Raw genomic sequence first — 15213 nt, forward strand, 5'->3', positions numbered from 1 at the left:
TATCGAGACCGCGTCAGCCGATGCGGGCGGCGATGAGCGGGCCACCGTCCTGCACCGTCTCACCCGCGTCGCCGATCCGGTAGGCGCCCTCGAGTGCCTCGTGCGCGCGGGCGAAACGCGCGGGGTCGTCGGCGCCGAGCGTGAACAGCGGGTCGCCCGCCCTCACGACGGCACCCGGCTTCACGTGCAGGTCGATGCCCGCGCCGTGGAGCACCGGGTCCTGCTTGCGAGCGCGCCCCGCCCCCAGTCGCCACGCCGCGATCCCGAACGGGAGCGCCTGCAGCTCGACGACCACACCGTCGCGGTCGGCCCGGACCACCTCGGTCTCCCGCGGCGTCGGCAGGGTCGCATCCGGGTCGCCGCCCTGCGCGCGGATCATCGCCCGCCAGGTGTCCATCGCGCGCCCGTCCCGCAGGGCCGGGGCCGGGTCCTCGTCCACGCCGGCGAGTTCCAGCATCTCGCGGGCGAGCGCGACGGTCAGCTCGACGACGTCCGCGGGCCCTCCGCCCGCCAGCACCTCGACCGACTCTCGCACCTCGTTGGCGTTGCCGATCGCGAGCCCGAGGGGCACGTTCATGTTGGTGAGGAGGGCACGGATCGCGACGCCCGCGTCCTGGCCGAGCGCCACCATGGTCTCCGCGAGCTCGCGCGCCCGCGCCGGGTCCTGCATGAAGGCGCCGGAGCCGAACTTGACGTCGAGGACGAGCGCCCCGGTGCCCTCGGCGATCTTCTTCGACATGATCGATGACGCGATGAGCGGGATCGCCTCGACCGTGCCGGTGATGTCGCGGAGTGCGTAGAGCTTGCCGTCGGCGGGGGCGAGTCCGGATCCCGCGGCCGAGATGACCGCGCCCACCGATTCGAGCTGCGCCATGAACTCGTCGTTGGTCAGGTCCGCCCGCCAGCCGGGGATCGACTCCAGCTTGTCGAGCGTGCCGCCGGTGTGGCCGAGGCCGCGGCCCGAGAGCTGCGGCACCGCGACACCGAACGACGCGACGAGGGGAGCCAGCGGCAGCGTGATCTTGTCGCCGACGCCGCCGGTCGAGTGCTTGTCGGTCGTGCGCTTCGACAGGCCCGAGAAGTCGAGCCGCTCGCCGCTCGCGATCATCGCCATCGTGAGGTCGCGGATCTCGTTGCGGCCCATCCCGTTGAGGAAGATCGCCATCGTCATCGCCGACATCTGCTCGTCGGCGACGTAGCCGCGCGTGTACGCGTCGATCAGCCAGTCGATCTGCGGGGTCGACAGGCTCCCGCGATCGCGTTTGACCTTGATCAGATCGACCACGTCGAACGGCTCGACCATCTACGGGTGCTCCTCGCGGTAGGCGGCCAGGGTGCGCGGGCCGAAGGCGTCGGGGATGACCTCGTCGATCGTGCGGATGCCCGAGACGGTCTCGAGCAGCATCCCCTCGGCGGAGTGCTCGAAGAGGAGCTGCCGGCAGCGACCGCAGGGCATGAGCGCCGCGCCGTCGCCGTCCACGCACGTGAACGCGACGAGCCTGCCGCCGCCCGTCATGTGCAGGGTCGACACGAGCGCGCACTCGGCGCACAGCGTCAGCCCGTACGACGCGTTCTCGACGTTGCAGCCGGAGATCACGCGTCCGTCGTCGACGAGCGCCGCGACCCCGACGGGGAAGCGCGAGTAGGGCACGTAGGCGTGCGTCGCCGCCTCATTGGCGGCGGCGCGGAGGCCGTCCCAGTCGACGGCGTCGGCATCCACGGTGCTCATGCCTTGATGTACGGCGTGCCGTCGGCCGCGGGAGCCCGCGACTGCCCCACGAGACCGGCGACCGCCACGATCGTGATGAGGTAGGGCAGCATCAGCAGGAACTCGCTCGGCACCGGGGATCCGATGATCCCCAGGGTCGACTGCAGGTTCGTCGCGAACCCGAACAGCAGACCCGCGAGGGCCGCCTTGATCGGATGCCACTGCCCGAAGATGACGGCGGCGAGCGCGATGAACCCGGCGCCGTTCGTCATCTCCTTGCCGAAGGACGACACCGAGTCGAGCGTGTAGAACGCCCCGCCGATGCCCGCCACCGCTCCCGCGACCGACACGGTCCAGAACCGGGTGCGGTTCACGTTGATGCCGACCGTGTCGGCGGCCTGGGGGTGCTCGCCGACGGAGCGCACCCGCAGGCCCCAGCGGGTCTTGAACAGCGCGTACCAGACCACGAACACCGCGATGTACATGATGTAGACGATGAGCGTGTGCTTGAACAGCACCGGTCCGACGATCGGGATCTGGGACAGGCCCGGGATCGCGAACTCGGGGAACTTCGTGGTGTGGTTCAGGTCGGGCACCGCCGCGAAGATCTTCGTGTAGAAGAAGTTGGTGAGGCCGGTCACCAGCACGTTGAGGACGACGCCGACGATGACCTGATCGACCCAGTAGCGCAGCGCGAACACGGCGAGCACCCAGGAGACCAGCACCCCCGCGACGATCGCCGCGACGAGCCCGGCCCACGGCGAGTGGGTCGCCGAGCCGACGAGCGCCGCCGAGAAGGCCCCGAAGAGGAGCTGCCCGTCGATCGCGACGTTCACGACACCGGCGCGCTCCCCGAGCACCCCGCCGAGGGAGCCGAAGACGAGGGGGGTGGCGAGCGCGAGCCCGCCCACCAGGAGACCGGGAATGGGGATCGCCCGGAGGTCGGCGCCGGCCCACGCGAGGAACAGGAAGAGGAAGAGGACCGCGAAGATCGCACTGAGCCACAGGGGCGAGCGCCCGCGCTTCGACAGCGCGACGAGCAGATGGGTGAGGATCGCGATGAGGACGAGCACGATCGCGACCACCCCGACCGTGGTCACCGTCGGCAGCTCCACCGTCGGGATCTGCACGAAGTCCGTACTGGTCGAGAGGCGGAAGGAGCTCGTGCCGCGGCGCGGGATCGCGAACGCGAAGACGAGGGCCGCGATCGCGAAGATGTCGAGGATCACCGGCACCTTGAGGCTGCGGACGATCACCTTCTCGTGCGCGATCGGCCCCGCCGACGGGGCGAGGGTCGTCGCGCTCACTTGGCGGCTCCTTCGGCAATGGTGGCGCGCGGCTTCCGCGCCTTCCTGGGCGCCGATCCCGGCCTCGGGAGCCGGAACACCGCCCGCACGAGCGGCGGGGCCGCGATGAACAGGACGATCACCGACTGGATGACGTCGACGATGTCGATCGGGATCTGCTGCAGAGCCTGCATCGTGTATCCGCCGGCCTGGAGCGCGCCGAAGAGCAGGCCGCTGAAGAACACTCCCCACGGCCGCGAGCGGCCGAGCAGCGCGACCGTGATGGCACTGAACCCGATGCCGGCGTCGACCCCGGAGTTGAACCCCGTGGTCGTCGAGCCGAGCACCTGATCGGCGCCCGCGAGCCCGACGAGACCCCCCGCCATGAGCATCGCCAGGATGTAGACCCACTTGACGTCGATGCCGGCCGTGCGGGCGGCGTTGGGGTTCTCGCCGACGGCGCGGAAGCGGAATCCGGTGCTCGATCGGCTGAAGAGATACCACACCGCCACGGTGGCGGCGATCGACAGGATGAATCCGAAGTTCACCGTGAACGCGGTCGGAGGACCGCCGAGCGCGGTGATCAGCTGCGTCAGCGTCGGGAAGGTCGCGTTCGGCAGGTCGGCCGGCGAGGTGGGGTTGTTCGATCCGTGCGCTTGGAGGAGCCCCTGGGTGCGCAGCCCGTACGAGACGAGGTAGAACGCGACGTAGTTGAGCATGATCGTGACGATCACCTCGTGCGCTCCGGTCCGCGCCTTGAGGAGGCCGACGAGGCCGCCCCACAGCGCACCCCCGGCGATGGCCGCGACGGTCGCCACCAGGAAGGCGATGACCGGCGGCATGGGGAAGGACCACGCGACCCACCCGGCCGCCGCCGCGCCGATCAGGATCTGGCCGCGGCCGCCGATGTTGAACATCCCCACCCGGAACGCGAGCGCGACGCCGAGGCCCGCGGCGATGAGCGGCGTCGCGAACGACAGCGTGTCCATCAGCGGCTTGATCTGCGCCACGAAGGTGGGGCGCGCGAAGTTGAAGATCGAGCCCTGGAAGAGCGAGACGTAGGCGCCGCTCACCGAGTTCCAGATCGCGAGGAACGTGTCGCCGGGGCGGGCGAAGAAGTACGCGGACGCGGCCTGCACATTGCTGTCCGTCGCCGCGATGAGGACCGCCGCGACGACGAGGGCGAGAACGATCGCCAGCACGGTCAGCACCGCACTGCCGGACATGATCTCGCGGATCACGGTCGAGCCGAGCGGGGCGTCGGGCTCCTTCTTCGCGTTCGGCTGCTGACCGGGCTCGACGGTGTCGACGTGAGGCGACTCGGAGTGGATCGGTTCGGCACCGCCGGTGGAGCTCACGCCGCGACCTCCTCGGGCTTCTCGCCGGCCATCATGAGGCCGAGCACGTCGCGCGAGGTGTCGCCCGGCACGATGCCGACGATCTCGCCGCGATACATCACCGCGATGCGGTCGGCGAGCGTGACGACCTCGTCGAGCTCGGTCGACACCACGATGACCGGGACCCCGGAATCGCGGGTCTGCACGATCCGGGTGTGGACGAACTCGATCGACCCCACGTCGAGACCGCGGGTCGGCTGCGAGACCACGAGCATCCGCAGGTCGCGACTGAGCTCGCGGGCGAGCACGACCTTCTGCTGGTTGCCGCCGGAGAGCCGGCCGACGTGCGTGCCCACGCCCTGCGCCCGGATGTCGAACTCGCGGATCTTCTCCTGCGCGAACCGGTCGAGCTCGGCCAGTTGAAGCGCGCCGCCGCGCACGAAGGGAGCGCCGGTCGAGCGGTCGAGCATGAGGTTCTCGGCGATGGTGAACTCCGCCACCAGGCCGTCCTCCGTCCGGTCCTCCGGGACGAAGCCGACACCGGCGTCGAGAACGCCGCCGACGCTGCGGCCGAGCAGCTCCTCGCCGTTCAGCCGGATCGAGCCCTCGACCCGGTTCTGCACGCCGAGGATGGCCTCGACGAGCTCCGTCTGCCCGTTGCCCTGGACGCCGGCGATCGCGAGCACCTCGCCCGCGTGCACCGTGAAGCCGACCTTCGAGACGACGACCTGATCCGCGGCGTCGATCACGGTGAGGTCCTCGACCACGAACGACTCGGCGCCGACCTTCGGCGGATCCTTGTGGATGGACAGCTCGACCGAGCGTCCGACCATCATGGACGCGAGCTCGGTGTTGCTCTCGGTCGGCGACGCCTCGCCCACGACCTTGCCGAGGCGGATCACCGTGATGCGATCGGCCACCTCCCGGACCTCGCGCAGCTTGTGGGTGATGAAGACGATGGCCGTGCCGGACTCCTTGAGCTGGCGCATGATCGCCATGAGCTCATCGGTCTCCTGGGGCGTCAGCACGGCGGTCGGCTCATCGAAGACGAGCACCCTGGCGTCGCGAGAGAGCGCCTTGATGATCTCCACCCGCTGCTGCACGCCGACCGGCAGCTCCTCCACCAGCGCGTCGGGATCGACGTCGAACCCGAATCGCGCGGAGATCTCGCGCACCCGCTGGCGGGCCGCATTGAGGTCGAGACGGCCTCCGAGGCGCGTCGGCTCGTGACCGAGCATGACGTTCTCGGCGACGGTGAACACCGGGATGAGCATGAAGTGCTGGTGCACCATGCCGATGCCGGCGGCCATCGCGTCACCCGGGCCGGCGAAGTGCTGGACGACGTCGTCCAGCAGGATCTCGCCCTCGTCGGCCTGGTACAGGCCGTACAGGACGTTCATGAGCGTGGACTTGCCCGCCCCGTTCTCGCCGAGGAGGCAGTGGATCTCGCCGGGCTCGACCGTCAGGTCGATGTGGTCATTCGCGACGAGAGAGCCGAACCGCTTGGTGATGCCGCGGAGTTCGAGCTTCATGGGAGCCAATCTATGTGCGCCGGCGACGGTGCCGGAATGGCGACGGGGAGGCCGGAGCGCTCCGGCCTCCCCGTCGTGATGCTGCTACTGCTTGGGCGACGCCTTCGAGGTGACCTTGATGTCGCCGGACTCGATCTTGGACTGGATGTCCTTGATCTCGCCCGCCAGCTTCGGGTCCACCTTGGACTCGAAGTTGTGGAACGGGGCGAGCTTCACGCCGCCGTTCTTCAGGGTTCCGACGTACGGCGTGTTGTCGAACTTGCCGTTCTTCGTGTCCTTGACGACCGCCGCGACACCCGCGTCGACGCCCTTCTGGACCGAGGTGAGGATGATGTCGTCGACCGTCGGATCGGTCTGGTACACATCCGCGTCGACGCCGACCAGGACCGAACCCTTGTTCTGGTCCTTGATCGCCTCGGCCGCGCTCTGGTAGATCGGACCGCCGACGGGCATCAGCACGTCCGCGTTCTGGTCGAGCAGGCCCTGCGCGGCGGTCTTCGCCTCGACGCCGGCCGCGAAGCCGCCGGTGAAGACGCCGGTCTGGCTGTCGACGTCCCAGCCGACGACCTTGACGTCCTTGCCCTTCTGCTGGTTGAAGTACTTGACGCCCTCGGCGAAGCCGTCCATGAAGATCGTCACGGGCGGGATCTGCAGGCCGCCGAAGGTGCCGACGACGCCGGTCTTCGAGTAGCTCGCTGCCGCATAGCCGCCGAGGAACGCCGCCTGCGCGGTGTCGAACAGGATCGGCTTGCCGTTCTTGACGTCGACCTTGCCGTCGCCGGTGGGCTTGCCGTCCTTGTCGGTCGCGCCCTCGTTGTCGAGCGCGTCGTCGACGATGGCGAACTTGATGTCCGGGTTGGCCTTGGCCGCGGTGTCGGTCGCCTGCGACAGGTTGAAGCCGACCGTGACGATCAGGTTGCAGTTGGCGCTCACGAGGGTGTTGATGTTCGGCGCGTAGTCGTCGGCGCTGCCCGACTGGACGTGCTTCTCCTTGACCCCGAGGTCCTTGGCCGCCGACTGGAGGCCCTGCAGGCCGAGCTGGTTGAACGAGTGGTCGTCGAAGCCGCCGTCGTCCGAGACCATGCACGGCAGGAACTTGGAATTGCTGTCGCCGCCCGAGGTGGTGCCCGTGGGAGCCGCCGCGCAGCCGACGAGGGTCAACGCGCCCGCGGCGATCGCCGCGAGGCCGACCAGCGAGGCCTTCCGCGAGGTGAGTGTCACTGTGTCCTCCAAGATTCACGCCGGGCAAGGGGCACGGCGAAGTGATTGCACATTACCCAATGTGACGTGCCGCGCCGACCCGCGGAACCGGACCGCATCGCAAGAGTTACAAACCGGAAATCCGGCGCTCATCCGAGCGCGTCAGAGCACCTCGCTCCGCCCGCTGAGCTTGAGCGCGTCGACCACGCTCTTGACCCGTTGGGCGTGCTCGCTGGTGGTGACGAGGAGCGCGTCCGGGGTGTCGACGACGACGATGTCCTGCACCCCGATGAGCGAGATGACGCGCTTCGACTGGCTCACGACGATGCCGCTCGCGTGGTCGGAGAGCACGGTGGCGCCGTCGGCCAGGATCGCCAGCTCACCGGCGCGACCGCCGGAGCGCAGCTTCGCGATCGACGCGAAGTCGCCCACGTCGTCCCAGTCGAAGTCGCCAGGGATGACGACGAGCTTGCCGACCCTCGCCGCCGGCTCCGCGACGCTGTAGTCGATCGCGATCTTCTCGAGGTGGGGCCAGATCCGATCGACGGCCGGGCCGCGGGCCGCGGGATCGTCCCATGCCTCGGCGAGCTCCTCGAGGCCGGCAACGAGATCGGGCTTGGCCCCTCTCATCTGCTCGAGCAGCACATCGGCGCGCGCGATGAACATGCTCGCGTTCCAGAGGTAGTCGCCCTCGGCGAGATACCGGCGCGCCGTGGCGAGATCGGGCTTCTCGACGAAGCCGGTCACGGTCCGGGCGTCGTGGGCGCCGTCGATCTCGGCGGCGTCGCCGGCGCGGATGTAGCCGAAGCCGATCGCCGGTTCGGTCGGAGTGATGCCGATGAGGGCGATGCGACCGGCACGGGCGGCCGCGACGGCGTGGGTGACGGAGCGCCGGAAGCCGCGGACGTCGGCGATGACGTGGTCGGCGGCGAACGATCCGATGATCACGTCCGGCTCGCGCTTGCGGAGAATCGCGGCCGCGAGGCCGATCGCCGCCGACGAATCCTTCGGCTCGCTCTCGAGCACGACGTTCACATCGCGCAGCTCGGGCAGCTGCGCCTCGACCGCTGCCCGGTGTGCGCGACCCGTGACGACCATGATCCGCTGCTCGCCGCTCAGCGGGGCGAGCCGGTCCCACGTGCCGCGGAGGAGCGTCGACCCGGAGCCCGTGAGGTCGTGCAGGAACTTCGGCGCGTCCGCCCGCGACAGCGGCCAGAGCCGCGAGCCGATCCCGCCCGCCGGGATGATGGAGTAGAACCCGTCGAGCGCTGCATCCATGTCGACACCTTATGCGGCGGGGTTTTCTGTTCGGCGCGGGTTCGTCCGTCGTTTGCGTGCCACGGCGTCGCCCGGTCACGCCCGCTCTCTAGCTTCGCCGCATGGGGATGCGCGTCGCCGTCATCAGCGAGTCCTTCCTGCCGACGCTCAACGGGGTGACGACGAGCGTCGTCCAGCTGCTGGAGCACCTGGCGGCGAACGGCCACGAGGCGATCGTGATCGTGCCGGCAGCCGGCTCGCCGCGTCGGTATGCGGGGTTCCCGGTGCACGAGGTCGCGGCCGTCGCGTACCGGCAGTTCCCGGTCGGCCTGCCGAACACCCAGGTGAGCGCGCTGCTCGCCGACTTCTCGCCGGACGTCTGCCACGTCGCCTCCCCCTTCCTCCTCGGGGCGCAGTCGATCGCAGCCGCTAACCGGCTCGGGATCCCGAGCGTCGCGATCTACCAGACCGACATCTCCGGCTACGCCCGGCGCAACCGGCTCGCGGTCGTGAGCGACTTCGCCTGGCGGGTCGTCCGCTGGATCCACGAAGGCGCCGACCTGACCCTCGCGCCCTCGTCGACGGCGATCGCCGCGCTCCGGGCCGCCGGGGTCCCGCGCCTCGAGCTCTGGGGCCGCGGGGTCGACATCGACACCTACCACCCGCGGCGGCGCATAGCGCCCGAGGCGCGTGAGCTGCGCGCGCGCCTCGCGCCGAACGGCGAGGTGCTCCTCGGCTACGTGGGCCGCGTCGCGCCGGAGAAGAGGCTCGACCGGCTCGCGGAGCTCCGCGGCGTCCCCGGCATCCGGATCGCGGTCGTCGGCGACGGGCCGGCCCGGCCGGGGCTCGAGCGGTCGCTGGCACACCTCCCGATCGAGTTCCTCGGCGCACTCGGCGGCGAGCGGCTGGCGAACGCCTACGCGAGCTTCGACGTCTTCGTGCACACGGGCACGGAGGAGACCTTCGGACAGACGCTGCAGGAGGCGCACGCGAGCGGCCTCCCGATCGTCTCGCCGCGCGCCGGCGGACCGATCGACCTCGTCGATCCGGGCGTCGACGGCCTGCTCTACGACCCCGGCGAGGACGGCGCGCTGCGCGAGGCGGTGCTGGCCCTCGTCGCGCGGCGCGAGCTGCGCGAGCGCATGGGCGAGGCCGGCCGACGCCGCGTCCTCGGCCGCTCGTGGGACGCGCTCTGCGAGCAGCTGCTCGACCACTACCGCTCGGTCATCGCGCACCGCGCGCTGGAGCTCGCCCGCTGAGATGTGTCTCGACGTCGAGATGGTGAGGACCGCCTGGCCTGCGTCACCCCCGGGGCGGGCGTAGGCTCGGAGCATCCGATCGTGAGCGTCCGCGGCGTGCCACCCGCCTCGTCGCCGAGACACAAGGAGGAGTCCGTGTCGAGCCAGGTCGCACGGCCCGGAGCAGCCGCCGCGGGGCGCATCGAGCGCCCGCATCGCCGGGGCGGGACGCTCTACCGGGGCCGCGAGGGCATGTGGTCGTGGGTGCTGCACCGCATCACCGGCGTCGCCATCTTCTTCTTCCTCTTGGTGCACATCCTCGACACGGCACTCGTGCGGGTGAGCCCCGAGGCCTACAACCGCGTGATCGACACGTACAAGCAGCCGATCATGGGCCTCGGCGAGATCGCGCTCGTCGCGGCGATCGGCCTGCATGCCCTGAACGGCATCCGGATCATCCTCATCGACTTCTGGAAGCTCGGCCCGCGGATGCAGCGGATCATGTTCTGGGTCGCGATCGCCCTCTGGGTGGTGCTGCTCGCCGGCTTCCTGCCGCGTCAGATCACCAACATCGTGCTCGAGGCGCAGGGGATGGGCAGCGTATGACCACGATCGAGGCCCCCCGCTCCCCCATCGCCCCGCAGAAGCGCCGCCGCACCAACTGGGAGAAGTGGGGCTGGCTCTACCAGCGCGTCTCCGGCGTGCTGCTGGTCGTGCTGATCTTCGGCCACCTCTTCACCAACCTCTTCCTCGGCCAGGGCGTCCGCGCGATCGACTTCGCCTTCGTGGCGGGCAAATGGGCCAACCCGTTCTGGATCGTGTGGGACCTGCTGCTGCTGTGGCTGGCCCTCATCCACGGCGCGAACGGCATGCGCACCCTCATCAACGACTACACCCGCCGCCGGTTCCGTCTCGTGCTGCTCACGCTGCTCGTGATCGTCACCGTCGGCCTGCTGCTCATAGGAACCCTCGTGCTCACGACGTTCGACCCCTGCCTCGACCACACCGTGGCGTCCCAGATCCCGCAGTGCAAGGCCTGAGCGGGATGGAGTTCACCGACGGGGACGTGATCGACGGCGTCCACTACCACCAGTTCGACGTCGTGATCGTGGGCGCGGGCGGCGCCGGCATGCGCGCCGCGATCGAGGCGGGCCCGAAGGCCAAGACGGCCGTCATCACGAAGCTCTACCCCACGCGGTCGCACACGGGTGCGGCGCAGGGCGGCATGGCCGCGGCGCTCGCGAACGTGGAGGAGGACAGCTGGGAGTGGCACACCTTCGACACCGTCAAGGGCGGCGACTATCTCGTCGACCAGGACGCGGCCGAGATCCTCGCCAAGGAGGCCATCGACGCGGTCCTCGACCTCGAGAACATGGGCCTGCCGTTCAACCGCACGCCCGAGGGCAAGATCGACCAGCGGCGCTTCGGCGGCCACACCCGCGACCACGGCAAGGCACCCGTGCGCCGGGCCTGCTACGCGGCCGACCGCACCGGCCACATGATCCTGCAGACGCTGTTCCAGAACTGCGTCAAGCTCGGCGTCAACTTCTTCAACGAGTACTACGCGCTCGACCTCGTGATGACCGAGGTGAACGGCCAGAAGCGACCCGCGGGCGTCGTGGCGTACGAGCTCGCGACGGGCGAGATCCACGTCTTCCAGGCCAAGTCGATCGTCTTCGCGACGGGCGGCTTCGGCAAGATCTACAAGACGACCTCGAACGCGCACACCCTCACGGGCGACGGCGTCGGGATCATCTGGCGCAAGGGTCTGCCGCTCGAGGACATGGAGTTCTTCCAGTTCCACCCGACCGGCCTGGCCGGGCTCGGCATCCTCCTCACCGAGGGCGCCCGCGGCGAGGGCGCGATCCTGCGCAACGCCTCGGGCGAGCGGTTCATGGAGCGCTACGCCCCCACCATCAAGGACCTCGCGCCGCGCGACATCGTCTCGCGCTGCATGGTGCAGGAGGTCGCCGAGGGCCGCGGCGCCGGGCCGAACAAGGACTACGTGCTGCTCGACTGCACGCACCTCGGCGCCGAGGTGCTCGAGACCAAGCTCCCCGACATCACCGAGTTCGCGCGCACCTACCTGGGCGTCGACCCGGTGTACGAGCCCGTGCCGGTCATGCCGACCGCGCACTACGCGATGGGCGGGATCCCGACCAACGTCAAGGGCGAGGTCCTGAGCGACAACGACACCGTGGTCCCCGGGCTCTACGCGGCCGGCGAGTGCGCGTGCGTCTCGGTGCACGGGTCGAACCGCCTCGGCACCAACTCGCTCCTCGACATCAACGTCTTCGGCAAGCGCTCGGGCAACAACGCGGTCGAGTACGCGAAGACGGCGGACTTCGTTCCGCTGCCGGATGACGCGGCCGACTTCGTGAAGGGCCTCGTCGAGCAGGTGCGCGGCGCGAACGGCACCGAGCGGATCGCCGCGCTCCGCAAGGAGCTGCAGGACGAGATGGACCGGAACGCCCAGGTGTTCCGAACCGACGAGTCGCTCGCGAAGGTGACCGAGACGATCCACGAGCTGCGCCAGCGGTTCCAGAACATCTCGATCCAGGACAAGGGCCATCGGTACAACACCGATCTGCTCGAGGCGATCGAGCTCGGCTTCCTGCTCGACCTCGCCGAGGTGGTCGTGTACTCGGCCCGCAACCGCAAGGAGAGCCGCGGCGGCCACATGCGCGACGACTTCCCGAAGCGCGACGACGAGAACTACATGAAGCACACGATGGCGTACCTGACGGGCGACCCGCACTCCGCCGACGCCGCCGACCACATCACGCTGGACTGGAAGCCCGTGGTCATCACGAACTACCAGCCGATGGAACGGAAGTACTGACATGGCCGAGACCGCCGTCGCCGAGAAGTCCGCCCCCGAGTCGGGCGCCGCCGAGTCGCAGGCGTCCGCCGCTCAGGCGCCCGCGCCCATCCAGGCCTTCAACGTCACCCTCATCGTGCGCCGCTTCGACCCGGAGAAGGACGAGGAGCCGTACTGGCAGGACTTCGACGTCGAGATGTACGCGACCGACCGCGTGCTCGACGCCCTCCACAAGATCAAGTGGGAGCAGGACGGGTCGCTGTCGTTCCGCCGCTCGTGCGCGCACGGGGTGTGCGGCTCCGATGCGATGCGCATCAACGGGCGCAACCGCCTCGCCTGCAAGACGCTGATCAAGGACCTCGACATCTCGAAGCCGATCTACGTCGAGGCGATCAAGGGCCTGCCTCTCGAGAAGGACCTCATCGTCGACATGGAGCCGTTCTTCGCCTCGTACCGCGAGATCCAGCCGTTCCTCATCGCGAGCGACAAGCCCGAGAAGGAGCGCATCCAGAGCGCCGCGCAGCGCGAGCGCTTCGACGACACCACCAAGTGCATCCTGTGCGCGGCGTGCACCTCGTCCTGCCCGGTCTTCTGGACCGACGGCCAGTACTTCGGACCGGCCGCGATCGTGAACGCGCACCGCTTCATCTTCGACAGCCGCGACGAGGGCTCCCAGGTGCGCCTCGACATCCTCAACGACAAGGAGGGCGTGTGGCGCTGCCGCACGACCTTCAACTGCTCCGAGGCCTGCCCGCGCGGCATCCAGGTGACGAAGGCGATCGCCGAGGTCAAGCAGGCCGTGCTCCGCGGACGCCCGGACATCCCGACCTCCGATCTCGCGCCGACGCCGCAGATGGCATAGCCCGAACGCGAAGAGAGGCGCCGCATCCGTTCCCGGGTGCGGCGCCTCCGTCGTCTCCGGGGTCCAGCGGAGCGGCGCGACCGCGCTCGTGCCGCGGAGCGGCGTGCGCCGCAGCAACGGCGGCGCACCAGCTGGCAGAGACGACTGTGGCCGGTGCTCGCGGCGGCTGGGAATCACCGCGGGCACCGGCCTGACACCCCATGAGTTGGACGTCACGCGGGGCGGAGGCCTTGCGACCTCACTGGAAGAGACGGCGCCCCCGGCGTTCTATGACGCGGGTCGCAGAACTTTTTTCTACCCGTTCCCGAGCAGGGAGACCGAGATGCCGAGCGGCGCCACGTCGAGGGTGAACGGCTGGATCCCGAGGACTCCGAGCAGGCCGCCGACCAGCCCGCCGACGGCCTGGCTGACCGTGGCGGAGTTCGTCCCCTGCGGCAGGCCGCTGACGTGCAGGGCCCAGTGCCCGTCCTGCGCGACGACCGTCGTGTAGACCGAACCCGCGACCTGGGCCGTGACGGTCGCTCCCGGCGTCCCCGTGCCGGACAGGTCGAGGTTCACCGTCGCCTGGACCGGGGCGCCTCCGGGCGGGGTCACGCTGTCCACGACGCCCCCGACGGTCTGCCCGACGCCGCTCACGACGCCTCCGACGGTCTGGCCCGCGCCGCCGACCACACCGCCGACGACACCCCCGACCGTCTGCCCGACGCCGCCGACGACTCCGCCCACGGCGGTGCCGACGTCGCCGACGACCTGCGACACCGTGCCGCCGACGCCGCCGACCGCGGGGCCGGATGCGGCGGGCGCGGCGAGCAGGCTGCCATCCCCCGGAGCGCCGGTGACCGGCGCGGCGCTCACGACGGGGACGGCGTCGAGGATGTGCTCCGCCTGTGCGGGATCGATGAGCTGCGCGGCCGTCGGCGGGGCGATCGTCGGGGTCGGCGGAAGGGAGACCGTCGTCCCGACCGCCAGGCCGCCCCCGAGCACCGCCGCAACGGCGAGCGACCCGACGAGGGTGCCCGTCGCGGCGCTGAAGCCGAGTCCCCCGGCCGCGGCCGACGCCGCCACCGTCGAGCCGGCCGTGGCCGCCGTGCCGACCGCCTGCACCGCGGCGGGGAGGGCGGGGACGGCCGCCGACGACGCGGCCATGGCCGACGAGGGCGCGGCCATGGCGGCGAGCACGCCACCGCCGACCACGCCGCCGAGGATGAGCGGGATGAGGACGAACGAGAGGTGCGAGCCGACCTCCTCGACCTCCTCCGACACGATCGCGCACTTGGTGCAGGTCGCGAGATGCTCCTCGACGCGCTTGCGGTCGCGCTCGCCGAGGCCGTCGCGGGCGTGGTCTCCGAGCTTGCTCATCACGAACTGGCACTCGCCGGACGCCTGCGCGTCGTTGATGTGCGCCTGCAGCCACGCCTTCCGCAGCCCTTCGCGGGCGCGGTATGAGAGCGCCGCGACGCCGTTGGCGGTCATGCCCATGAGCGGCGCGACCTCGTGCGGGTCCATCCCCTCGACCTCGGTGTACCAGAGCACCGTCTGCCAGCGCTCGGGCAGCGAACGGAACGCCCGCGCGGTCAGGGTGCGGTCGAGAGCATAGGTCGCCGGGTCGTCCGGGATCCTTTCGTCCTCGAAGTCCTCCATGAGGTCCACCTGCACGGAGTGCGACTGCTGCACGCCCCACGTCGCCGCGAGGTTGCGGATGGTCGTGTACAGATACGGGCGGAAGGCGCCGGCGGGTCCGCCGCCCGCCAGCACACGTTGGAAGATGCGCGCGTACGCCTCAGAGACGAGGTCGTCCGCATCGATCGACGACGTGCACTGGCGGGCGACGCGAGCAGCCGAGCGGAAGTGGCGCTGCCACAGTTCTCCGTAGGCGCGCGTATCCCCCGATCGCGCGCTCTCGATCAATTCCGCGTCCGAAGTGGTGAGCTTCGAGATCTGGCTGCTCATCCCCCTGATCCATTCCCGGGCC

Annotated in this window: 13 protein-coding genes; 5 read left to right on the plus strand and 8 right to left on the minus strand. The window is 70.1% G+C overall.

What is annotated here, in order from left to right; translation table 11 throughout:
• Positions 1-13: 13 nt before the first annotated feature.
• The 7 genes from ACTHM3_RS00710 to ACTHM3_RS00740 form a co-directional block, all read right to left on the minus strand.
• Positions 14-1303, minus strand: coding sequence for a thymidine phosphorylase (locus ACTHM3_RS00710; protein ID WP_440404163.1), 1290 nt, complete (start codon positions 1301-1303; stop codon positions 14-16).
• Complete coding sequence (locus ACTHM3_RS00715) at positions 1304-1729, minus strand: cytidine deaminase (protein WP_440404164.1); 426 nt, start codon at positions 1727-1729, stop codon at positions 1304-1306.
• Positions 1726-3015, minus strand: coding sequence for an ABC transporter permease (locus tag ACTHM3_RS00720; RefSeq protein ID WP_440404165.1), 1290 nt, complete (start codon positions 3013-3015; stop codon positions 1726-1728). The genes ACTHM3_RS00715 and ACTHM3_RS00720 overlap by 4 nt, the downstream gene beginning before the upstream one ends.
• Positions 3012-4352, minus strand: a complete 1341-nt coding sequence (locus ACTHM3_RS00725; protein WP_440404166.1) for an ABC transporter permease — start codon at positions 4350-4352, stop codon at positions 3012-3014. The genes ACTHM3_RS00720 and ACTHM3_RS00725 overlap by 4 nt, the downstream gene beginning before the upstream one ends.
• The gene (locus ACTHM3_RS00730; RefSeq protein ID WP_440404167.1) at positions 4349-5863 is read right to left on the minus strand and encodes an ABC transporter ATP-binding protein; all 1515 of its coding nucleotides are present in this window, start codon (positions 5861-5863) and stop codon (positions 4349-4351) included. The genes ACTHM3_RS00725 and ACTHM3_RS00730 overlap by 4 nt, the downstream gene beginning before the upstream one ends.
• An 84-nt stretch (positions 5864-5947) precedes the next feature.
• Positions 5948-7084: a BMP family lipoprotein gene (locus ACTHM3_RS00735; protein ID WP_440404168.1), complete on the minus strand. Its 1137-nt coding sequence runs from the start codon at positions 7082-7084 to the stop codon at positions 5948-5950.
• A 141-nt stretch (positions 7085-7225) separates the two neighbouring features.
• Complete coding sequence (locus ACTHM3_RS00740; RefSeq protein ID WP_440404169.1) at positions 7226-8341, minus strand: mannose-1-phosphate guanylyltransferase; 1116 nt, start codon at positions 8339-8341, stop codon at positions 7226-7228.
• 107 nt (positions 8342-8448) lie between these two features.
• Between ACTHM3_RS00740 and ACTHM3_RS00745 the strand changes: the two genes are divergently transcribed.
• The 5 genes from ACTHM3_RS00745 to ACTHM3_RS00765 all read left to right on the plus strand — a co-directional run bounded on the left by ACTHM3_RS00745 (position 8449) and on the right by ACTHM3_RS00765 (position 13241).
• Complete coding sequence (locus tag ACTHM3_RS00745) at positions 8449-9579, plus strand: glycosyltransferase family 4 protein (RefSeq protein WP_440404227.1); 1131 nt, start codon at positions 8449-8451, stop codon at positions 9577-9579.
• A 180-nt stretch (positions 9580-9759) separates the two neighbouring features.
• The gene (gene sdhC / locus ACTHM3_RS00750; RefSeq protein WP_440404228.1) at positions 9760-10164 is read left to right on the plus strand and encodes a succinate dehydrogenase, cytochrome b556 subunit; all 405 of its coding nucleotides are present in this window, start codon (positions 9760-9762) and stop codon (positions 10162-10164) included.
• On the plus strand, positions 10161-10598 hold the full coding sequence (locus ACTHM3_RS00755) for a succinate dehydrogenase (protein ID WP_440404170.1): 438 nt from the start codon (positions 10161-10163) through the stop codon (positions 10596-10598). The genes sdhC and ACTHM3_RS00755 overlap by 4 nt, the downstream gene beginning before the upstream one ends.
• Before the next feature lie 5 nt (positions 10599-10603).
• Positions 10604-12400, plus strand: a complete 1797-nt coding sequence (gene sdhA / locus ACTHM3_RS00760) for a succinate dehydrogenase flavoprotein subunit (RefSeq protein WP_440404171.1) — start codon at positions 10604-10606, stop codon at positions 12398-12400.
• 1 nt (position 12401) lies between these two features.
• Positions 12402-13241, plus strand: coding sequence for a succinate dehydrogenase iron-sulfur subunit (locus ACTHM3_RS00765; RefSeq protein ID WP_440404172.1), 840 nt, complete (start codon positions 12402-12404; stop codon positions 13239-13241).
• Positions 13242-13535: 294 nt separating this feature from the next.
• Here the strand turns inward: ACTHM3_RS00765 and ACTHM3_RS00770 are convergent, their stop codons facing one another.
• The gene (locus tag ACTHM3_RS00770) at positions 13536-15191 is read right to left on the minus strand and encodes a sigma-70 family RNA polymerase sigma factor (RefSeq protein WP_440404173.1); all 1656 of its coding nucleotides are present in this window, start codon (positions 15189-15191) and stop codon (positions 13536-13538) included.
• Positions 15192-15213 lie beyond the last annotated feature (22 nt).

The organism is Pseudolysinimonas sp. (assembly GCF_051954455.1).
Classification (GTDB): domain Bacteria; phylum Actinomycetota; class Actinomycetes; order Actinomycetales; family Microbacteriaceae; genus Pseudolysinimonas.

What these genes read in the sequence shown, in the direction of transcription:
- ACTHM3_RS00715 (WP_440404164.1), bottom strand. Translation starts at nt 1,729, where the DNA reads ATGAGCACCGTGGATGCCGACGCCGTCGACTGGGACGGCCTCCGCGCC.
- ACTHM3_RS00730 (WP_440404167.1), bottom strand. Translation starts at nt 5,863, where the DNA reads ATGAAGCTCGAACTCCGCGGCATCACCAAGCGGTTCGGCTCTCTCGTC.
- ACTHM3_RS00770 (WP_440404173.1), bottom strand. Translation starts at nt 15,191, where the DNA reads ATGAGCAGCCAGATCTCGAAGCTCACCACTTCGGACGCGGAATTGATC.
- ACTHM3_RS00765 (WP_440404172.1), top strand. Translation starts at nt 12,402, where the DNA reads ATGGCCGAGACCGCCGTCGCCGAGAAGTCCGCCCCCGAGTCGGGCGCC.
- ACTHM3_RS00745 (WP_440404227.1), top strand. Translation starts at nt 8,449, where the DNA reads ATGCGCGTCGCCGTCATCAGCGAGTCCTTCCTGCCGACGCTCAACGGG.
- ACTHM3_RS00710 (WP_440404163.1), bottom strand. Translation starts at nt 1,303, where the DNA reads ATGGTCGAGCCGTTCGACGTGGTCGATCTGATCAAGGTCAAACGCGAT.
- sdhA (WP_440404171.1), top strand. Translation starts at nt 10,604, where the DNA reads ATGGAGTTCACCGACGGGGACGTGATCGACGGCGTCCACTACCACCAG.
- ACTHM3_RS00755 (WP_440404170.1), top strand. Translation starts at nt 10,161, where the DNA reads ATGACCACGATCGAGGCCCCCCGCTCCCCCATCGCCCCGCAGAAGCGC.
- ACTHM3_RS00740 (WP_440404169.1), bottom strand. Translation starts at nt 8,341, where the DNA reads ATGGATGCAGCGCTCGACGGGTTCTACTCCATCATCCCGGCGGGCGGG.